Consider the following 20,943-nt stretch of genomic DNA (forward strand, 5'->3'; position numbering starts at 1 on the left):
GCCCGACGTGAATCGACGAGCAAAGACTCAAGCACGCAAGAAGCGAAAAGCGATCGTTTGGTCGATCGTTGCTGCTGTTGTCGTGTTGCTTGGCATCGGCGGCGGAATTGCGTGGAGCCAGTACGGTGATCGCATTTCACTTGCGCTTGGCTGGACCACCAACGATTACGAAGGCGAGGGCTCGGGGGAGGCCACCGTCGTGATCCGATCCGGTGATGACGGTACTGACCTCGCAAACCAGCTTGCAGAACTCGACGTGGTGAAGACTCCTGAGGCCTTCATTGCAACGCTTGTTGCGCAGGATGAGGAGCCGATGTTCCATCCTGGCGCGTTTAAGCTCCGCCTGCAGATGAGTGCGCAGGCCGCCCTTGATGCATTGCTCGACCCTGAGAACGAACTCGACCTGCGCGTTACGATTCCAGAGGGGAAGACGGTCGAACAGACGATTCGGATTATTTCGGAGCAGTCGACGGTGCCGCTGGAAGACATGCAGGCCGCGGTTGCTGACCTGAGCGCATTCGCACTGCCCGACGGTGTTGACAGCCTTGAGGGCTGGCTCTTCCCGGCGACCTACGAGTTCGAGATCGATACGACGGGTGAGGAAGCAGTGCACCTGCTCTTCGATACGCAGCTTGATGTCCTTGACGAGTTTGGTGTTGCTGAGGCAGATCGTGAGCGAGTGCTGACCATCGCCTCAATCGTGCAGCGCGAAGCAGGCCAGGTTGACGATTTCGGTAAGGTGTCTCGCGTTATCGCGAACCGTCTGGAAAAAGACATGAAGCTCGAGATGGACTCGACCGCTCACTACGGCTTCGGCGCACACGAAGACGGCGACGTGTGGACCTCTGATGAGGCCCGCGCAGATGAAAACGCCTGGAACACGTACGCGCACACCGGGCTGCCAGTCGGTCCGATCGCGAACGCAGGCCGTGACGCAATCAATGCTGCACTGAATCCGACGCCAGGTGATTGGATTTACTTTGTGAATGCCCCTGGCAACGACGGTGCATTGTCGTTTAACTCGACGCTCGACGCGCATGAGAAGTCGGTCGATGAGTTCCGTGAGTGGTGCAACACCACGCCAGACAGTGGGTGCTAAGTGAGTAACGCAGATAAGATCACTGCTGCTGACGCGGCAACTGAGTTTCTCGGCGTTGTTGGCTCGCCAATTGCGCACTCGAAGTCGCCTGATATTCACGCTGCTGCGTACGCTGAGCTCGGCCTCGCCTGGCGATATGGCCGTGATGAACTGCAGGCTCCAGATCTCGCGGGGTATCTCTCGGAGCGATTGACAAACTGGCGTGGGCTTTCATTGACGATGCCGCTGAAGGAAGAGGCGTTCCGTCTGGCCTCGCTTCGCGACCCAGTCGCCGAGGAGAGCGGCGTGGTCAATACCCTGCTGCGTCTCGATAGTGAGAAACAGCCGTGGGCTGGCTTTAACACTGACGTTCCTGGGCTTGCTGCAGCGGTTGAACACGCCGGGCTTGATGCCTCAGACGTTCTCGTGCTTGGTTCCGGCGCGACGGCGGTTTCTGCGGTGCTTGCTGCACGAAAGCTTGGGGCGAAAACCGTGCGCGTACTTGCTCGAAATGCGAGCGCTGTGGAGAGTCTTGTTGGTCGCTTTGATGGCACTGTGGAGCCTGGCGCCGCGGCACCGGTTCGTGTGGTCGCAGCCGCTGCTGGGGAGTCCGCTTCTGGCGCCCTATCACTGACCGCAGCGACCGAGGCAGATGCCGGCATCGCTGATGTGTCGCTTGTGATTTCAACGCTTCCGGCGGGTGCAGCTGCCGAGCTCGAGGTCCCCGCGAATCTCGCGCAGGTACCGCTGTTCGACGTCGCGTATGACCCGTGGCCGTCCGGACTGGCGACGGCCTGGACCGCGGCTGGCGGCATCGCCCACCCCGGTGTGGCAATGCTCGTAGAGCAGGCACTGTTGCAGGTGCGAATTTTCGTCAATGGTGATCCGAACTTCCCCGTCGATGGGGAGGATCGCGTGTACGCGGCAATGCGCCAGGCCGGTGGCTTGAGCGCAACTGACGTACAGAATGTGGAAAGATAGGGCTTATGCTTCGCTGGCTTACTGCAGGGGAATCTCACGGCCCTGAACTCATCGCAATGATCGAAGGGATGCCCGCTGGTGTCCCCATTTCACTCGACGCGATCCGCGAGGATCTCGCGCGTCGCAAACTCGGCTATGGCCGCGGCTCGCGCATGAAGTTCGAACAGGATGAGCTGAACATCTCGGGCGGCGTCGTACAGGGCGTCACCATTGGTGGGCCGATCGCGATCCGCGTCGGCAATACTGAATGGCCCAAGTGGACCGAAGTAATGTCGGCCGAAAAGACCGAGCTCTCGGAGAAGTCGCGTGGCCGCGGTGCACCGCTCACACGACCCCGCCCGGGCCATGCTGACCTCGTCGGCATGCAGAAGTACGGCTTTGACGAGTCGCGTCCCGTGCTCGAGCGTGCAAGCGCTCGTGAGACTGCTGCTCGTGTCGCGCTGGGTGCGGTTGCTCGTTCGTTCCTTGGTGAACTCGGAATTACGCTCGTCAGCCATACCATTTCAATGGGTGACGTCGAAGTTCCTGCCGGTTCGCCGTTGCCGCGACCAACCGATGTTGCCGCACTTGATGCTGATCCGCTGCGCTGCTTCCACGCGGAAACCAGCGCGCGCATGGTCGAAGAGGTAGACGACACGAAGAAGTCGGGCGATACGCTTGGCGGCATCGTTGAGGTGCTCGTGTACGGTCTCCCCGCCGGCCTTGGTTCGTACGTGCACTGGGACCGTCGTCTCGATTCGCGTCTCGCTGGTGCGCTCATGGGTATCCAGGCGATCAAGGGCGTTGAGGTTGGCGACGGCTTCGAAACCACGCGTCGCCGTGGCTCGGTCGCGCACGATGAGCTGCACCTTGCAGACGGCCAGATCATTCGCCACACGGGCCGCGCAGGCGGTATCGAGGGCGGCATGACCACCGGTCAGGTGCTCCGTGTGCGCGCTGGCATGAAGCCGATCGCAACGGTTCCGCACGCGCTTCCCACAATTGACACCGCGACTGGCGAAGAGGCAAAAGCTCATCACCAGCGCAGTGATGTGACCGCGGTCCCCGCAGCTGGCGTTGTTGCTGAAGCAATGACCGCGCTCGTCATCGCAGATGCGGTTGTTGAGAAGTTCGGTGGCGACAGTGTTGCTGAGACCAAGCGCAATCTGCAGGCGTACCTCGCTGCGATTCCCGAGCAGCTAAACACAGCGATCGAGTCGTGAGTAAGTCGCGGCGCGCTGCACGACCTGCCGGTCCGCCCAGCGCAGTTGCCGAAGAACGGCCGAAGCCGGCACCGCCCGTACCACGGGCGATGACGGCTCCGATCGTCGTGCCTACGCGCAAGGTAGTGCAATCGGCAACGGCCGCGTCTGAAAATCTCGGCACTGCGACGCCTGACGCGGCTGCATCGAACGGTGCGGCCGCTCAGCAGCAGGGTGGAAAGCCAAACCCACGCCGACGTCGGCGACGTGGTGGCGGGAAGCGGTTGCCAGACCGTGCCATTGTCTTCGTTGGTCCGATGGCTGCTGGAAAGACCAGCCTCGGAAAACGCGTTGCGCGTGACCTCGGTATCCCCTTCGTCGATAGCGATGCCGTCTTTGTCCGGCAGCACGGCGTCATTACCGAGTTCTTTGCTGAGCACGGAGAGGCGGAGTTCCGTCGCATCGAGGCGGAAATTATCGCGGCCGAACTTGCTGAGCAGGGCACCAAGGTGTTGGCGCTCGGTGGCGGCGCGGTGCTTACTGATTCGACGCGTGCATTGCTAGCGGAACATCCCACGATCTTGCTCATGACGACGCAGGAAGCGGTACTCCGTACCGCCAATCTGTCACGCCGTCCCCTTCTGCGTGACGATCCCAATGCATGGGGACGTATTCTTGAGGCGCGCAAGCCGCTGTACCTAGAGGTCGCTCAGGTGACATTCCGCACAGACCGCGCCACCAAAGAGCAGCTTTCGCGCCGTGTCACTCAGTGGGTGCGCGGATACGCCCGGAAGCAGCAGGCTGCCGCTGGAGACACGGGGGAGACCTCGCCGGTGCGCACGCCAGAAGCTCAGGCGCCCCTCACACACGCACAGCGTGCGGCAGCCAAGAATGCGAGCGCCCGAAGTGGCGGATCGCGAGCAGCAGCACGACGTCGCGCGGCACGAAACAACGCCGCAAAGAATTCACAGCCAAGGAGTGAAGCATGACCGCCGAGCCGACCATCATCCAGGTCACGGGAGAAACTTCGTACGAGGTCACTGTCGGGCGTGGAGTGCTCGATCGTGTGCCAGCCGCGCTCGGCGATCGCGTGGCGAAGGTGCTCATCGTGCACACCGCAACTGTGGGGCGTCTCGCTGAGAACCTGCGGAACGACCTTGCCGAGCAGTACGAACAGGTGCTTCTCGCAGAGGTGCCCGACGCTGAGTCGGCAAAGCGTGTAGAGGTTGCTGCGTTCATCTGGGGCATCCTTGGCCAGGCGGACTTTACCCGCACCGACGCCATCATTGGTCTCGGGGGCGGCGCGGTCACTGACCTCGCTGGCTTCGTTGCCGCGACCTGGCTGCGCGGTGTACCGCTCGTGCAGATCCCCACGACCGTGCTCGGCATGGTTGACGCTTCTGTCGGCGGCAAGACCGGCATCAATACCGCAGAGGGCAAGAACCTTGTTGGTGCGTTCTACGCGCCGCAGGCCGTCATCTGCGACCTCGCACTGCTCGATACCCTGCCGCAGAACGAAATTCTCGCTGGCTTCGCTGAGATCGCGAAGTGTGGTTTCATCGCTGAGCCTGAGATCCTCGACATCATTGAGGCAGACACCGCGAAGGCGACGACTCCGACGACGCCTGAGTTCCAGCGTGTTGTTGAGCTCGCAATTGGTGTGAAGGCAAGCGTCGTCTCACAGGACTTCAAGGAATCGGGCCTGCGAGAGATCTTGAATTACGGACACACCCTCGGTCACGCCATTGAGCACGCAGAGCGCTACCAGTGGCGGCACGGTGTCGCGATCTCAATCGGCATGATGTACGCCGCAGAGCTCGGCCGCATGGCTGGTGCGCTCTCGGACGCTGATGTTGAGCGCCACAAGCGGGTGCTTTCGCTGCTCTCGCTGCCGCTCTCGTACCCGGCTGGCCGCTGGCCTGGCCTGCTCGAGGCGATGCAGCGCGATAAGAAGGCGCGTGCTGGCATGCTGCGCTTTATTGTGCTCGACGAGATCGGAAAGCCGCGCGTGCTCGCAGGCACCGATGCGTCGATGCTGCAGTTCGCGTACCAGGAGATCGCGAATTAACCCGAGCGAAATACGCGGAAGGCCCGCACCCCGACTTGGGGGTGCGGGCCTTCCGCGTATTTACGCAGGCAGGGATCGGCGGCTATGGTCGCGTGAATCCCTGGCTCTGCAGTATGAGGGTGAGTACGTGTCGGTCGCCGGTGTGCATTACACCCTCAACGAATCGGTAGAGCGCGTGGGGGAGCGACACTCGCCCGCCGCTGCCAGCGGCCTTGCGCAGGATCGCGACGAGCGTGCGCGGAGCGAGCACCGCTTCCTCAAGGCCTGGCCGTCCGTCGATTTCTCGCTCAGTGGAGACGAAATCGCTGAACCCATCGCCCGTGATGCCTGAGAACACCTGCTGGCTGATGAATGCGACGCGGCAGACCCGGTCGAGTTCATCGGCAGTGAACGGGACGGCGCCGAACCGGTCGGCGGTTGCCGCGGCGGCAAGCAGCGCATTTTCAGTGGGCGGATCGACGAACCGGTTTCCCGTATCTGGATAGTGCACACGATAGGTGTTGGCGCCGAACCGGTTCACGAGCTCGGCGCTGAGCCGATCGATGCCGCGATAGCGGTGCGGGGTTTGCTCGTTTGCCGTCGCGAGGATTGCGAACCCCGTCGCGATTGTCACCGGACGGCCACCGTCTTCCTGCACTGCAAACTGGTCACCGGGTCGCAGCTGGAGGATGCGGTTCAGTCGTTTGAGGAACTCGGGTGGCATCGCGTTGACCTCATCGAGGATGAGTGGATGGCCGGCCTCCATCGCGCGGAGCAACGGACCGGGCACGAATCGGCTGACCGTCGCACCCTGGTCTGCGAGCAGCTCGTGCGCGCCAATGAGCTGCGCGCTGGTGATGTCACCGTAGCCGGAAATGAGTTCAGGTTCATTCCCAAGCTCGGTACGTGAAAGATACTCTGCGAGCGCCGTCTTTGCACCGCCGGTTTCGCCGATGAGGAGCAGTGGCTCGCCGCGCAGGAGTGCAGGGGTTGACTCCTCAATGATGTTGCGCATCTGTGCCGTGAGGAGGAGCCCCGCGTCGAGCTCGCGTTTCGCCTTGCGCACGCGAAGTGTGGTGAGCGCGGCAGCGACGCGGTCTCGCGTGGCAGCATCGCGCACCTCCGCGTGCCAGACGGGGGTGCCGGTTGTCCGGGCGATGAGTTCGTCGCGGATCGCCTCCTCTGCACCTATGAGCCCGCGGTTCGCACGGGCAGCTGCCGTTGAAATCTCGGTAGCTCGTGCGCGCTGTAGCTCGTTCGAGTGTTCCTCGGCGTGGGCGTTGACCGCGACCCGGAGTGCCCGTGCGCGGGCATCGAACTCGGCATCGATGCGATCCCGATTGTCTGGGTCGGCGTAGAGTTCTTCCCACCGGGCATCGAGGGCTGCGAGCGCCGTCTGCAACAATGATGCAAGTCCGACCGGCGTGTCAGATGCTGCGCGAAGTGCTCGAAGCACCTCTCGGCGCTCGTCACGAATCTCGAAGGCCTCGAGCAGGACGGGGTGGGCAGCAGGGGTGAGCATATCGTCACGCTATCACTCCGCTGCGACTTGTAGCCAGGCTCGCTAGGGTGGAGCTATGTCGACGACTGCAGCGGAACCAGAAGCGCAGTTTCGCGCGCGTCTCACCGCTGCGGCGGCGCTCACCGGCATTCCTGTGGATGTGACCGACGGCGAAACCTGGGCGGTCGTCGATGGTCGCGTGTACGTAGGAACGGCCTGGTTTACACAGCGCGGGATCCCACAGGAGCAGGCAGTCCCACTCGCGCTACTCCTCATCTGGGAGTCAGTGCGAGAGGCTCGGTGCGCACGTTCGCGCTGGCACCGAACACAGTCATTGGCTGCTCGGAGAGTCGAGCTTTCGCCGCTGCTGGCTGGGCTGATCCGCGCACTTGCCATTGCGGAACTCACCGCGGCGTTCCCAGCGTTCCGGAGCCAGCTCGCGCGCGCAGTCACCATCCTCGCGCCGGCGCAACCACTCGAACTGCCACGTCACCTCCAATTTGTTGCCGCGTGCGTGCAGCACATCGCTGGGGCTGATTTCCTGCCGTTCGCTCCAGAGGTGGCTGACGCCCTTGCCGCGGTTACGAACGCAGCACAGCAGGATCTGTTGCGCCTTGCCGTGGACCCAATGGCTGGCGAGATTGAGCGGCTTGAGCGGGCGCTTGCGATCACCCTTCCCCTGTACGACCGGTTGCTCACGCGTGATGTCGCGGATCGCGGGCTCGGCCAAGCGGGTGACGCTCCGTCGCCGCCACCCACCGAAGACGGGGGAGAGTCGGGTCTGGAATCTGGCGCGAGCGATGGGCAGGGCGAAGCCGAGCGGGAAACGGATAGCGCAACCGGAACTGCGGGAGACAGTGAACCAGCGCGCGCCGGGGATCGGCCCGAAGACGCGGAGGGGTCTGACCTGTTTGAAGCTGAGCAGGCTGGCTTTGTGCGGACGGTGCTGGCCACACCGCTGCCGGCGAATGGTGCGTGGATTGACGGCGTCGAGACGCCTGAGATTGAGCGTGCCCAGCACGCGGAACCGTCGGCGAGTGAGGCCCCAGGCGGGGCCGGGCCGGCCGCTCGGCTGGAGATTTCGCGCGCAAACTATCGCGACCGGCTGAGTGCGCAGCGGGACGCCGTGGAGCGAGTGCGACGGGTGTGGGAGCGGATCATTGCTGAGCGAGTTGGCATGCACCGTTCGCTTTCCAGGCGGGCGGAGGCGGAGGGCGACCTGCTCGATCAGAACTCACTCGTGAGTGCGGTGACTGAGGCGCTGTCAGGGGTTCGCAGGCCGCGCGCGTTTCGCTCGCCAGAGACACGACCGCGCAGAGCCTCTCGGACGGGAAGCACCGATTATGTGCTGCTGATTGATCGGTCGGCGTCGATGCAGGGAGCCACCGCGGAGGCGGCGGCCGACGCAGCGATCATTGTGCTTGAAGCGCTCGCGGGCGTTGAACGAGACATCGCGCACACAGAAGCGCAGCTGGGCATCGATCTTGAGTTGAGTATTCGTACGTCACTCCTACTGTTCGATGCGGAACCCGTGGTGGTCAAGCCGTTGGCTGGTGCGTTGGATGAGGGGATGCGGCAGCGAATGTTCGCTGAGATTCGCAGCCCGCGTGGTTCCACGAACGACGCAGCTGCCCTTCGTGCTGCGGCAGATGAATTGCGGCTCGGTGAGGCGTCAGCAGGCGGCATTGCTCGCAAGCGCATCGTCATGGTGATCGGCGATGGCGGCACGAACGATGCCGGAGCTGCGGCCAATGAGGTTCGTCACCTCCGTTCACTCGGTGTCACGGTGCTCGGCGTGGGCATTGGATCGGCGGATCTTGCGCTTCGGTACGCTCCAGACGGGCACACCGTGCGGAGACTTGAAGATCTCGCACCCGCACTCGAAGCACTTGTCGAAGCTGCAGGACTCACGCAATAGTGACGTATGGCGGTAGTGTCAAAGGAAACAAAAGGGGGAGCGGCCAATGGGTGCACGTGTGGGCGACGAGCTGAAGCTGGCGCAACTGCTGTTCCCTGATCTCGTGCGAGATGTGCAGGCCGCGTTCGAAACGAACGGTGACGGAGCAGACGGGCCGACCCAGGCGGAGGCCACGCTCGCTCACGCCGTACAACAACTGAAATCTTCTTCGCTCGGCCATGCTGGCTTCGATGCGTTTGAGGTGCCTGGCCACCATAGTGGCACTGATGCGGTGGTGGCGACCGCATTTGACGAGGTTCGTCGCATCATGACGTGGATCGGCGGATCAGTTCCCGAGCCAGAGGCCTTCCTTGCTGCGGGGGTTGACGCCGTAAAGCTCGCCTCTGCGCTTTCCGGCGATGCTGATCTTGCGATCGTCCCTGCGCCGCACGGGATTGGGGCAAGTGGCTGGCGAAGCCTGTATCGAGGTGCAGCGCGTCAACCGGGAAGCCCGCTGTCGCTTGCTGAGCCACTCGTTCTCGCGGAGGAGATCGCACAGTCGTTTGCGACGCTCGACGACGTCCCCGAAGGTGTTCCCGCTGTCGTTGCTGGTGAAGGCTCAGGGGGCGCCGGTGCGGAGGTTCGCTGGACGCTGCGGCTCATCCCTGCGGGCGCGACGCCGGCCGTGCTCGGATTGAGCCACCTGCACGGACCGCACGCCACGATCGCGGAAATGCTCATGCTGCAGCTTATGCGTATGACGCGTGGCGCGGATCCGCTCGATGCGCGCTCGTTCACCTGGCTGAATGGTGTGTTGAGCGATGGCAGGTTCGCCGCGCGGCATGTGTTCGACGCCGGTGAACGGAATGTGCGGGTCACAAGCCGCGAAGTAGGAAATCAGGGCCCGCACCTTGGTGCCCGCCCGCCCATCGGGTAGTGACACTCGCCGAAAGAAGTTTTCAGGCAAAAACCTTGTTGCGCGTGTAGACTGAATCGTCGCAAATTTGCGCTCGTACTTTATAGAATCCGGAGAATAACTGGTATGGCAACCTCGAACGACATCAAGAACGGCACCGTCATCAAGGAGAACGGCCAGCTGTGGAGCGTGGTTGAGTTCCAGCACGTGAAGCCGGGCAAGGGTGGCGCATTCGTCCGCACCAAGCAGAAGAACGTTGTGTCGGGCAAGATCATCGACAAGACCTACAACGCTGGTGCGAAGATCGAAACTGCAAGCGTTGATCGCCGCGATTTCCAGTACCTCTACCAGGATGGCGCTGACTTCGTCTTCATGGACAAGAGCGATTACGATCAGATCACCGTTCCGGCTACCGTTGTCGGCGACGCTTCGAAGTACATGCTCGAAAACCAGGATGCGCAGATTGCACTCCACGAGGGTGAGCCCCTCTACGTTGAGCTCCCCGCTTCGGTAGTGCTCGAGATCACCTACACCGAGCCAGGCCTCCAGGGCGACCGCTCGACCGGTGGCACCAAGCCTGCAACCGTTGAGACCGGCGCTGAGATTCAGGTTCCCCTGTTCCTCGAGACCGGCACCCGCGTCAAGGTTGATACCCGCACGGGTGACTACCTCGGTCGCGTCAACGACTAAGCGCCGTTGTCAGCCCGTACTAAGGCGCGCAAGCGCGCGCTTGACATGTTGTTCCAGGCCGATGTGCTTGGCGTGCCCCTTACCGAGGTGCTCACTGCCGAAGCCCGTCGTGCGGCAGGCGAGCCTGACCGTGCGGCATCGTGGGTATACGCACGAGAGATCATCGATGGCGTCACGGACCACCGTGACCAGATCGACGATCTGATCTCGACGTATGCGCAGGGATGGACGATTGAGCGCATGCCGAACGTGGACCGTGCGGTACTGCGTCTTGCTGCGTGGGAAATCCTGCACAACCCTGAGGTTCCGACCGCAGTGGCAATTGATGAGGCAATCGAGCTTGCGAAGAACTACTCGACTGACGACTCGAGTCGCTTCGTGAACGGCGTCCTTGGCAAGATCGCGGATCACGCCGACTCATAAGCCGGCGCCAGCAGTGAACCCCGTACTTCTCTCTGAGAGGTGCGGGGTTCTTGTGTCTCCACAGGTTTGGTGAGACACTCCACTCTTGGTGGCAAAGTGCATGCAACACGAAAAGTGCGGTAAGCTTGCAGGCGTTTACAGCACTTCTTTAAACCCGTCCAGTGAGGCGGAGAAGGGGGGCGAAGCGTGGGAGCGATTACGGTACTGGAAAGTGCTGAGATTTCGCGGGCGCTCACCCGTATCTCGCACGAGATCATCGAAGCCAACCGTGGCGTCGATAACCTCGTCATTGTTGGTATCCCCACGCGTGGTTCAACCCTCGCCCGCCGCATTGCTGCTCGCATCGAACAGATCGAAGGCACGCCGATTGAGGTCGGCATCCTTGACGTCACGATGTACCGCGATGATCTTGCAAACCACCCAACGCGCACACCTCAGCCGACAACCATGCCCGCAGAAGGCATTGATGGCGTGACCGTGGTGCTCGTTGATGACGTGCTCTATTCAGGTCGCACGGTTCGCGCTGCGCTTGATGCGCTGAACGATCACGGTCGTCCGCGGGCGGTCCGCCTTGCGGCCCTTATTGACCGGGGTCACCGTGAGCTGCCGATTCGCGCCGACTACATCGGTAAGAATCTGCCGAGCGCGAAGCACGAACGAATTTCCGTACGGCTCGAAGAGCTCGATGGCGTTGATGAAGTCACGATCTCTTCTGGCGAGACTGAAGGACCTCAGGAAGTAACCGCATGAGACACCTCCTCGATACGAAGACGTTGACCCGTGATGAGGTGCTCCTCATCCTCGATACGGCCGAAGACATGGCGGCGACGCAGCAGCGTGAGGTGAAGAAGCTCCCGACGTTGCGCGGCAAGACCGTGGTCAACCTCTTCTTCGAAGACTCGACCCGCACCCGCATTAGCTTTGAGGCTGCTGCCAAGCGGCTGAGTGCCGACGTCATCAACTTCAGTGCCAAGGGTTCCTCGGTCTCGAAGGGTGAGTCACTCAAAGACACTGCACAGACCCTCCAGGCGATTGGTGCTGATGGTGTGGTGATCCGCCACCCGGCGTCTGGCGCTCCGAACAAGCTCGCGAACAGTGGGTGGATCAACGCAGGCGTACTGAACGCAGGCGACGGTACGCACGCGCATCCCACGCAGGCGCTGCTGGACGCGTTCACGATGCGCCGCCGTATTCATGGTGATGCGAGCCGCGGTCGCGACCTCGACGGCGTCAGTGTTGTCATCGTTGGCGATATCTCACACTCGCGCGTTGCTCGCTCGAACCTGTGGCTGCTGAACATTCTTGGTGCGAAGGTGAGCTTCGTCGCTCCCGAAACACTTATTCCGTTCGGCGCACGCACCTGGCCCGTCAGTATCTATCACGATCTCGACGAAGCGCTTCGCGTGGAGCGCCCCGACGTCGTCATGATGCTCCGCATTCAGACTGAGCGTATGCACGCAGCGTTCTTCCCGAACGAGCGTGAATACGCACGCAACTGGGGTCTCGACGACCGCCGGCTGCAGCTCCTCACCGATGAGGCAATCATCATGCACCCTGGCCCCATGAACCGCGGCCTGGAAATTTCTTCGGCAGCCGCCGACTCACCCCGCTCCACCGTGCTCGAACAGGTCGCCAACGGCGTATCGGTTCGCATGGCGGCGCTGTACCTGCTGCTTTCAGGCGAACGAGGAGATGCCTAATGACCGAGAACCCTGACATTCTGATCCGCGGTGCGCGCCTTGCGGCCGAGCTCACCGAGCGCGGCGCAGACGTGACCGCAGCCGCGCCCGTCGACCTTCGCGTCTCGGGTGGCCGCATTGTCGAGCGTGCCGCGCAGGCTGAGGGCGGCCTTGAAGCTCGCGCAGGGGAGCACGTCATTGAGGCTGACGGCCTCGTGGCGTTCACCGGTTTCGTTGATCTGCACACGCACCTTCGCGAGCCTGGCTTCGAGCAATCGGAGACGGTACTCACCGGCTCGCGTGCTGCCGCAGCTGGCGGCTTCACGAGCATCTTTGCGATGGCGAACACGATGCCGGTACAGGACACCGCAGGCGTGGTCGAGCAGGTGCAGGCACTCGGCGACTCGGCTGGCTACGCAACCGTCCGCCCGATCGGTGCCGTGACGGAAGATCTCGCCGGCGAGCGTCTGAGCGAGATCGGTGCGATGGCAACGTCGCGCGCCGAGGTGCGCGTCTTCTCGGACGATGGCAAGTGCGTCCACGATCCGCTGCTCATGCGCCGCGCCCTCGAATACGTGAAGACGTTCGACGGTGTGATTGCACAGCACGCTCAGGATCCGCGCCTGACCGAGGGTTCGCAGATGAACGAGGGCGTGCTCTCGAGCGAGCTCGGCCTCAAGGGCTGGCCCGCTGTCGCAGAAGAATCAATCATTGCGCGTGACGTGCTGCTCGCTGAGCACATCGGTGCCCGTCTGCACATCTGCCACCTTTCGACCGCTGGCTCGGTCGAGGTGATCCGCTGGGCGAAGGCTCGCGGCATCGCAGTTACCGCAGAGGTCACCCCGCACCACCTCATCCTCACGGAAGAGACCGCGCGCACCTTCGACGCACGCTACAAGGTCAACCCGCCGCTTCGCCGCGACAGCGACGTACTCGCGCTGCGCAAGGCAGTGGCAGAGGGCCTCATCGACATCGTCGCAACCGACCATGCTCCGCACCCGGTTGAGATGAAGGACTGCGAGTGGGACCAGGCCGCGTTCGGCATGGTCGGTCTCGAGTCGGCATTCCCGATCGTGCTCCACACGCTCATCAACGACGGCAACGCAAGCTGGGCTGAAGTGCAGGAGCTGCTTTCGCAGCGTCCGGCACGCATCGGCCGACTCGAGGGCCACCCTGAGTCGCTCGAGGCTGGCCAGCCGGCAGACATCACCCTGGTCGATCCGTCCGGTGTCAGCACCTTCGACACCGGACGCCTTGAGGGCTTGAGCGTGAACTCGCCCTTCTTGGGCATGGAGCTTCCCGGCCGCGTACACACCACCATTCGCCGCGGGTACGAAACTCTCGCAAACGGCGAGCTCGTTGACATCGAAACCGTCAACGCTGCGGCACGCAACGCGGAGGCACAGACCGCATGAGTCCTTTGCAGTACGTCCTGGTAATGGCAGCGATCGCGGTGGTCGCAGTTGGCGCGATGCTGCTTGGTTGGCGCGCCCGCTTCCGTCAGAACCGTGATCTCGTGACAGACGTTGAGGAGCTCTCGGGCGAACTCATCGACCACCTCGAAGACGTGAGCTACGTCTCCACCACCGCAGTGGGTGCACCGTTCGAGCGTATTGCGCTGAAGGGACTCACCTATCGCGGCAAGGCCGACCTGGAGATTCGCACCGATGGTGTGCGGATCACCGTCACTGGTGAACCGACCTTCACCATTCCGGGAGACCGTGTGCAGGGCTTCGCAGAAGCTGCAGCACGCGCGGGAAAGGCTGTCGAATCTGGCGGCCTGTCGCTGCTGGTGTGGCGTTCACCACACGCAGACGAGCAGCTCCTCGAAACTACTTTCCGGTTTGCCGGCGTACATATTCGTGATCGATTTGAGTCAGCGATTACGCGACTCGTTGACATCACTGACGACGCCGCTGCAGACACCCACAGCATCTAATACACCCACGAAACAGGAGGACGCGTGACCGCGACAAATAACGAAGTATCGGTGCCACCGGCATCAGCCCGCACCGAGGGTGCGGCGGTACTCGTGCTTGAGGATGGCGCCCGTTTCGAAGGGCGCGCATACGGCGCGACTGGTCAGGCGCTCGGCGCAATGGCCTACACCTCGGCAATCGTCGGCTACCAGGAGATCCTGACCGACGCGGCAAACGCAGACAAGATCGTGCTCTTCGCAGCACCCCACGCAGGTATCACCGGCGCGAACTCGGAAGACGCACAGGCAGAGACGATTCTCGCCTCGGGTCTCATCGTTCGCGATCCCTCGCGCCGCGCTTCGAACTACCGCGCAACCCGCACCCTCGACGAAGAGCTCGTGAACAACGGCACCGTCGGTATCGCTGGCGTTGACACCCGTGCACTTAGCCGCCTGGTGCAGGGCGGCAAGGAGATCCGCTGCGGTATCTTCTCGGGCGCCTCGCTCGAACTTTCGAATGACGAACAGCTGGCACTCGTGACCGGCGCAACCACTGGAGAGGCGAACTAATGCCCAAGCGCCAAGACATTAACTCAGTTCTCGTCATCGGCTCCGGCCCGATCGTTATCGGTCAGGCATGTGAGTTTGACTACTCGGGCACCCAGGCATGCCGCGTGCTTCGTGAGGAGGGCGTTCGCGTTATCCTCGTGAACTCGAACCCCGCGACGATCATGACCGACCCTGACTTCGCTGATGCGACCTACGTCGAGCCGATCACCTCTGAGGTCATCGAGTCGATCATCATCAAGGAAAAGCCTGACGCGATCCTCGCAACGCTCGGTGGCCAGACCGCACTGAACGCGGCAATGGAGCTCGACGCAAAGGGCATCCTCGAGAAGCACAACGTTGAGCTCATCGGCGTGAACATCGATGCAATCGAGCGTGGTGAGGATCGCCAGATCTTCAAGGAACTCGTCCTCGAGTGTGGCGCTGACGTTGCACGTTCGCACATCGCGCACACCCTCGACGAGGCGAAGGAATTCGCGAAGGACCTCGGCTACCCGCTTGTCGTTCGTCCTTCGTTCACCATGGGTGGCCTGGGCTCGGGCTTCGCGTACACCGAAGAAGATCTCGTCCGTATTGCCGGCGACGGTCTGCACTACAGCCCCACCAGCGAGGTGCTCCTCGAAGAGTCGATCCTCGGCTGGAAGGAGTTCGAGTTCGAGCTCGTCCGTGACCCCAGCGACAATATCGTCGTCGTCTGCTCGATCGAGAACTTCGATCCGGTTGGCGTGCACACCGGTGACGCGATCACGCTTGCGCCCGCGCTCACGCTGACCGCGCCTGAGTACGAGAAGATGGTCGACATCTCGAAGCAGATCATCCGCAAGGTTGGCGTCGAGACCGGTGGCTGCAACATCCAGCTCGCGCAGGACCCGAAGACCGGCCGTATCATCGTGATCGAGATGAACCCCCGTGTCTCGCGTTCGTCGGCACTCGCATCGAAGGCAACCGGTTACCCGATTGCGAAGATCACCGCGAAGCTCGCACTCGGCTACCACCTGCCCGAGATCGATAACGACATTACCGGTGTGACCAACGCAAACGTAGACCCCGCTGTTGACTACGTCGTCGTGAAGGTTCCGCGCTTCGCGTTCGAGAAGTTCCCCGCTGCTGATGACACCCTCACCACGACCATGAAGTCGGTCGGCGAGGCAATGGCTATCGGCCGTAACTTCTCGACCGCACTGCAGAAGGCGCTCCGTTCGCTCGAGAAGCGCGGTACTTCGTTCCACTGGGGCGAAGACAACCGTTCGCTCGAGTCGCTCCTCGAGGGTATGGCTCGTCCGACTGACGGCCGTATCGTCGACATCCAGCAGGCGCTCCGCAAGGGCGCAACGATCGAGCAGATCAACGCTGCGACCGACATCGACCCCTGGTTCGTCGACCAGATCGTTCTCATCAACGAGGTTGCTGACCGTGTCGCAGCTGCAGCGCAGCTCTCCGCTGATGTGCTCAGCGAGGCAAAGGATCACGGTTTCTCGGACGTGCAGATCGCGCAGCTGCGCGGATCGAGCGAGTCTGAGGTTCGCGGCCTCCGCCACGGCCTTGGCCTGCGCCCCGTGTACAAGGCAGTCGACACCTGCTCGGCTGAGTACTCGACCACCGTCCCGTACCTGTACTCGTCGTACGACTTCGAGAACGAGGCGCAGCCCTCGGACCGCAAGAAGGTCATCATCCTCGGCTCGGGTCCGAACCGTATCGGTCAGGGTGTCGAATTCGACTACTCGTGCGTACATGCGTCGTTCGCGCTGGCTGAGGCCGGCTACGAGACCGTCATGATCAACTGCAACCCTGAGACCGTTTCGACGGACTACGACACCTCTGATCGCCTGTACTTCGAGCCGCTCACCCTTGAGGACGTGCTCGAGGTTATCCACGCGGAGCAGGCATCGGGCGAACTCGTTGGCGTCGTCGTGCAGCTCGGTGGCCAGACCGCTCTCGGTCTCGCGCAGCCGCTGAAGGATGCTGGCATCCCGATTCTCGGCACCACCCCTGAGGCGATCGACCTCGCCGAAGAGCGTGGCGCATTCTCGAACATCCTCGACAAGGCTGGCCTGCTTGCACCCCGCAACGGCACCGCTATTGACAAGGAAGGCGCGATCCGCGTCGCAGAAGAAATCGGTTACCCGGTTCTCGTTCGCCCGTCGTTCGTGCTTGGCGGCCGCGGCATGGAGATCGTGTACGACACCGAGTCGCTGCACGGCTACTTCGAGCGCATCGAAGGCCATGCGCTGGTCGGCCCCGGCCACCCGCTCCTCGTCGACCGCTTCCTGGATGACGCAATTGAGATCGACGTTGACGCGATCTTCGACGGCGAGCAGATGTACGTTGGCGGCATCATGGAGCACATCGAGGAGGCCGGAGTTCACTCGGGCGACTCGAGCTGCACCCTGCCTCCCATCACGCTCGGTCACGACCAGATCGCTCGCGTGCGTGAGGCAACCCGCGGCATCGCTGAGGGTATCGGCGTCCGTGGCCTGCTGAACGTGCAGTTCGCAATCGGCCAGGGTGTGCTGTACGTGCTCGAGGCAAACCCCCGCGCATCGCGTACGGTTCCCTTCGTGTCGAAGGCCCTCGGAATCTCGCTCGCAAAGGCTGCGTCACGCGTCATGGCTGGCGAGTCGATTCAGTCGCTCATCGACTCGGGCCTGCTGCCTGAGCGTGATGGCTCGCGCACCCCGATCGATGCACCGATCGCTGTGAAGGAAGCAGTGCTTCCCTTCAAGCGTTTCCGCACCAACGAGGGCCTCGTCGTTGACTCGCTCCTCGGCCCGGAGATGCGTTCGACCGGTGAGGTCATGGGTATGGACCGTGACTTCCCGACCGCGTTCGCAAAGAGCCAGTCGGCTGCGGGGAGCGAACTCGCTACCTCGGGTACGGTCTTCCTGTCGGTGGCGGATCGCGATAAGCGCTCCATCGTCCTCCCCGCACTGCGTCTGCAGGAGCTCGGCTACCGAATCCTCGCAACCCAGGGCACCTCGGTGGTCCTCGCGCGCAACGGCATCACCTCGGAGGTCGTACGTAAGAACTCGGCTTCGGCTGAGGGCGAGACCATCGTCGACCTCATCAACAACAACGCTGTCGACATGATCATCAACACACCCTCGGGTAGCTCGGCGCGTGCTGACGGGTACGAAATCCGCGCGGCTGCTGTCGCTGCGGGCAAGCCCATCTTCACCACGGTGTCGGAGCTCTCGGCAGCGGTTGGTGCGATCTCGGCTCAGAAGACCGGCTTCGACGTGAAGTCGCTTCAGGAGTACGAACTCGATCGTGTTGCTGCACGCAAGGCATCGGCTTGAGCCAGGTGACCTTCGGTGATCGGCTCGCTGCGGAATTCGCAGCGGGCCGGCACCTGTGCGCCGGTATTGATCCCCACGCGGGCCTGCTTGCAGACTGGGGTCTTGCCAATGACGCTGCAAGCGCCGAGCGGATGGGCCGCGACGTTGTCGCGGCCGCCGCTGGCGTCGCCGCATGCGTCAAGCCGCAGATCGCGTTCTTCGAACGCTTCGGCTCAGCTGGCTTCGTTGCGCTTGAGCGCGTGTACGCAGATGCTCGTGAGGCTGGCGTGCTCATCGTTACCGACGCGAAGCGTGGCGACATCGGTTCGACGTTCGCGGCGTATGCCGACACGTGGCTCGCTGAGGGGTCACCCCTCGAGTCTGACGCATTGACGGTGAGCCCCTACCTTGGCTTCGGAGCATTGTCCGGCGCGTTTGATTACGTGAACTCGCACGGCAAGGGCCTGTTTGTGCTTGCGGCGACCTCAAACCCTGAGGCTCGAGAGCTGCAAACCGCGAAGCAGGCTGACGGTCGCACCCTTGCCAACGTCATGATCGATGAAGCGATTGCGCATGGTGCGCCTGCTGACACCGCTGTGAACTCTGTCGGCGTGGTTCTCGGGGCGACGCTGACGCTTGCTGATTTCGGTATCGATATTCATGCTGAACGAGATGGCGCCGCGCTTCCCGTGCTCGCGCCTGGCTTCGGTCACCAGGGCGGCCGCATTGAGGACGCTGGCCAGATCTTCGGCAATCTGGGGAAGGCGCTCCTTGCGAACGAATCACGCAGTATCCTCGTAGGAGGAAGCGCCACGCTCGCTACGCGTGTACGTGATCGAGCGGATGCCATTGCGCAGGCACTCGCGTAAGACCTATAGCTGATTCAAGGAGATCAATGAACAGCAATGCCCAGCCCGCAGCGGGAGAAATGCCGGCGGTTGACCGTCGTGCGGCGACCGAAGCGGCAGTAGCGGCACGGCGCGCCCGTGCAGCCCTCAAGCAGCGACTTCGGAGCGGCGAGCTTTCACCGCTCAAAGCGCTTGAGTTTGCTCGCGTGCCCGGGCACGCCGCATCCACGCTTCGCATTACGGACTACCTGCTCTCATTCCCGGGAATTGGTGCGGTGAAGGCGGAGCGGATCCGCGACGATCTGAAGATCTCCGAGCGAAAGCGTCTCGGTGGGCTTGGTGATCTGCAGCGTGCGCGCCTTGAGTCGTTCGTTCGGGAGCGCTCTGGCGCGCTCCCGACGGGGGAGAAGCCGCCGCTCACCGTACTGGCTGGCCCGACTGCAGTTGGTAAGGGCACTGTCGTGCAGCATTTGCGCGAGCACTACCCGAACATCAAGCTGTCGGTGTCTGCGACGACACGTGATCCCCGCCCCGGCGAGGTAGACGGCGAGCACTACTTCTTCGTCGATCAGGAAGGCTTCGACCGCATGCTGGCGGGCGACGAACTACTCGAGTGGGCTATGGTGCACAACAAGCACCGTTACGGCACGCCTCGTGGCCCGATCGCCGAGGCGAGTGATCGCGGTGAGCTCGTGCTCTTGGAAATTGACCTCCAAGGTGCACGTCAGGTGCGCAAGTCGATGCCTGATGCAAAGCTCGTGTTCTTGGCTCCGCCGAGCTGGGACGAACTCGTGAATCGTCTGGTGGGCCGCGGCACCGAAGATGAGGAAGAACGCGCGCGTCGTCTCGAGACAGCAAAGACTGAGCTCGCTGCGGCTGACGAGTTTGACGAGATCATTGTGAACGATGAAGTGCCCAAGGCTGCTGCTCGGCTCTACGAGCTGATGCGCGGCGAGGAATTCACCGCATGATGTTTGCGGCAGCGGAGACTGTATCGCCACTACTCGGCGCGGTTTTCTCCGCTGCCGAACTCGCTGGTCACGATGGCGCATCAAAATTCCTGGGCATCCCGCTGGCGCTCATCGGAGCAGTGCTCTTGGCCTTTGGTGCGCAGTACCAGTCGCGTGGCGTCACGAAGATTGAAAATACGCTCGGTAAGAGCGCTGGAGGCCTGTCCTTTAAGCACCTCGTGAGCATGCTTCGCCGCCCGTCATGGGTGGTAGGCACGCTGCTTCTCGGCCTGGCCGTTGTCTTTCAAATTGGGTCTCTTTCGCTCTCACCAATCACCATCGTGCAACCGATCGGCGTGGTTGGCCTGGTCGTGACCTCCGTGCTGAATTCGCGGATCGCAAAAGTGCGCCTGGGTAAGCGCGTGCGCGCGTCTATCGCATTGGCAGTCGTGGGGATTACTGCCTTTGTCACCATCGCGTCATTCACGACCTTTGATCGGGTAGTGACTGACAAGATGCTCATTGTCATTCTCATCACCTTCGGTGTCATCTTGGTGGCGTCACTTGTGATGTATGCCGTGACACGGCACAGCGCAATTGCGCTGCTGCACATCGTGAGCGCAGGTATCCTTTACGGCTTCGTTGCGACGTTCGCCAAGGTGCTGATTAGTCGTTTCCAGCAGGAACAGTTCGAGGCGTTGACCTGGATCTGCGTCGCGGCACTCGCCATCGGTGGTCTCGCAGGCATGCTGTTCGTACAGAACGCGTATTCATCAGGACCACCTGATTTGGTCGTTGCCGGACTCACCGTCATTGACCCGATGGTGGCTGTCATGATCGGTATCGTCATTTTGCATGAGGCTGCCGGAGCTTCCATTTGGGCCTACGTCGGTTTTGCCGTGACTGGCTTGGTCAGCATGCTGGGTGTGCTCGGGCTCGCGAAGTACCATCCCCAGGCAAGTAGCCAATCCGTGTAGCCCACCGATGTGAGC

At 62.4% G+C, this 20,943-nt stretch carries 19 protein-coding genes; 18 read left to right on the top strand and 1 reads right to left on the bottom strand.

Going from position 1 to position 20,943, the window contains the following annotated elements; translation table 11 throughout:
* Window positions 1-7 precede the first annotated feature (7 nt).
* From mltG to aroB, 5 genes are all read left to right on the top strand, one after another.
* Window positions 8-1,099 carry an endolytic transglycosylase MltG gene (gene mltG, locus ICM05_RS09225; protein ID WP_188024298.1) on the top strand — a complete coding sequence of 364 codons (1,092 nt, stop codon included), beginning with the start codon at window positions 8-10 and terminating at the stop codon, window positions 1,097-1,099.
* Window positions 1,100-2,059 (top strand): shikimate dehydrogenase, encoded by a 960-nt coding sequence (locus ICM05_RS09230; protein WP_353055871.1) that lies wholly within the window; start codon window positions 1,100-1,102, stop codon window positions 2,057-2,059.
* 5 nt (window positions 2,060-2,064) lie between these two features.
* On the top strand, window positions 2,065-3,261 hold the full coding sequence (gene aroC / locus ICM05_RS09235) for a chorismate synthase (RefSeq protein WP_188024299.1): 1,197 nt from the start codon (window positions 2,065-2,067) through the stop codon (window positions 3,259-3,261).
* Window positions 3,262-3,386: 125 nt separating this feature from the next.
* Complete coding sequence (locus ICM05_RS09240; RefSeq protein WP_353055872.1) at window positions 3,387-4,229, top strand: shikimate kinase; 843 nt, start codon at window positions 3,387-3,389, stop codon at window positions 4,227-4,229.
* Window positions 4,226-5,308: a 3-dehydroquinate synthase gene (gene aroB / locus ICM05_RS09245; RefSeq protein WP_188024300.1), complete on the top strand. Its 1,083-nt coding sequence runs from the start codon at window positions 4,226-4,228 to the stop codon at window positions 5,306-5,308. The genes ICM05_RS09240 and aroB overlap by 4 nt, the downstream gene beginning before the upstream one ends.
* Before the next feature lie 82 nt (window positions 5,309-5,390).
* Here the strand turns inward: aroB and ICM05_RS09250 are convergent, their stop codons facing one another.
* The gene (locus ICM05_RS09250; RefSeq protein ID WP_188024301.1) at window positions 5,391-6,809 is read right to left on the bottom strand and encodes an AAA family ATPase; all 1,419 of its coding nucleotides are present in this window, start codon (window positions 6,807-6,809) and stop codon (window positions 5,391-5,393) included.
* Window positions 6,810-6,864: 55 nt separating this feature from the next.
* On the opposite strand from ICM05_RS09250, the gene ICM05_RS09255 reads away from it, so the two are divergent.
* The 13 genes from ICM05_RS09255 to ICM05_RS09315 all read left to right on the top strand — a co-directional run bounded on the left by ICM05_RS09255 (window position 6,865) and on the right by ICM05_RS09315 (window position 20,928).
* Window positions 6,865-8,706, top strand: coding sequence for a vWA domain-containing protein (locus ICM05_RS09255; RefSeq protein ID WP_188024302.1), 1,842 nt, complete (start codon window positions 6,865-6,867; stop codon window positions 8,704-8,706).
* Between the two features lie 46 nt (window positions 8,707-8,752).
* Window positions 8,753-9,622, top strand: coding sequence for a hypothetical protein (locus tag ICM05_RS09260; protein ID WP_188024303.1), 870 nt, complete (start codon window positions 8,753-8,755; stop codon window positions 9,620-9,622).
* A 105-nt stretch (window positions 9,623-9,727) separates the two neighbouring features.
* Window positions 9,728-10,291 (top strand): elongation factor P, encoded by a 564-nt coding sequence (gene efp, locus ICM05_RS09265; protein ID WP_188024304.1) that lies wholly within the window; start codon window positions 9,728-9,730, stop codon window positions 10,289-10,291.
* A 6-nt stretch (window positions 10,292-10,297) separates the two neighbouring features.
* Entirely contained in the window at window positions 10,298-10,714 is a 417-nt protein-coding gene (gene nusB, locus ICM05_RS09270; protein ID WP_188024305.1) for a transcription antitermination factor NusB, read from the top strand.
* A gap of 186 nt (window positions 10,715-10,900) precedes the next feature.
* A complete protein-coding gene (gene pyrR / locus ICM05_RS09275; RefSeq protein WP_188024306.1) occupies window positions 10,901-11,464 on the top strand; it encodes a bifunctional pyr operon transcriptional regulator/uracil phosphoribosyltransferase PyrR in 564 nt (187 codons plus the stop codon).
* The gene (locus ICM05_RS09280; protein WP_188024307.1) at window positions 11,461-12,414 is read left to right on the top strand and encodes an aspartate carbamoyltransferase catalytic subunit; all 954 of its coding nucleotides are present in this window, start codon (window positions 11,461-11,463) and stop codon (window positions 12,412-12,414) included. The genes pyrR and ICM05_RS09280 overlap by 4 nt, the downstream gene beginning before the upstream one ends.
* On the top strand, window positions 12,414-13,808 hold the full coding sequence (locus tag ICM05_RS09285; protein ID WP_188024308.1) for a dihydroorotase: 1,395 nt from the start codon (window positions 12,414-12,416) through the stop codon (window positions 13,806-13,808). Before ICM05_RS09280 ends, ICM05_RS09285 begins: the two co-directional genes overlap by 1 nt.
* On the top strand, window positions 13,805-14,332 hold the full coding sequence (locus ICM05_RS09290; protein WP_188024309.1) for a hypothetical protein: 528 nt from the start codon (window positions 13,805-13,807) through the stop codon (window positions 14,330-14,332). The genes ICM05_RS09285 and ICM05_RS09290 overlap by 4 nt, the downstream gene beginning before the upstream one ends.
* A gap of 24 nt (window positions 14,333-14,356) precedes the next feature.
* Entirely contained in the window at window positions 14,357-14,881 is a 525-nt protein-coding gene (locus ICM05_RS09295) for a carbamoyl-phosphate synthase domain-containing protein (protein WP_188024310.1), read from the top strand.
* A complete protein-coding gene (gene carB, locus ICM05_RS09300) occupies window positions 14,881-18,174 on the top strand; it encodes a carbamoyl-phosphate synthase large subunit (protein ID WP_188024311.1) in 3,294 nt (1,097 codons plus the stop codon). The genes ICM05_RS09295 and carB overlap by 1 nt, the downstream gene beginning before the upstream one ends.
* A complete protein-coding gene (gene pyrF, locus ICM05_RS09305) occupies window positions 18,171-19,022 on the top strand; it encodes an orotidine-5'-phosphate decarboxylase (protein ID WP_188024312.1) in 852 nt (283 codons plus the stop codon). Before carB ends, pyrF begins: the two co-directional genes overlap by 4 nt.
* 26 nt (window positions 19,023-19,048) lie before the next feature.
* Window positions 19,049-19,972 carry a guanylate kinase gene (gmk, locus tag ICM05_RS09310; RefSeq protein WP_188024313.1) on the top strand — a complete coding sequence of 308 codons (924 nt, stop codon included), beginning with the start codon at window positions 19,049-19,051 and terminating at the stop codon, window positions 19,970-19,972.
* Window positions 19,969-20,928 (top strand): multidrug DMT transporter permease, encoded by a 960-nt coding sequence (locus ICM05_RS09315; RefSeq protein ID WP_251364616.1) that lies wholly within the window; start codon window positions 19,969-19,971, stop codon window positions 20,926-20,928. Before gmk ends, ICM05_RS09315 begins: the two co-directional genes overlap by 4 nt.
* Window positions 20,929-20,943 lie beyond the last annotated feature (15 nt).

The sequence above is a fragment of the Leucobacter sp. cx-42 genome, from assembly GCF_014529985.1.
GTDB lineage: Bacteria > Actinomycetota > Actinomycetes > Actinomycetales > Microbacteriaceae > Leucobacter.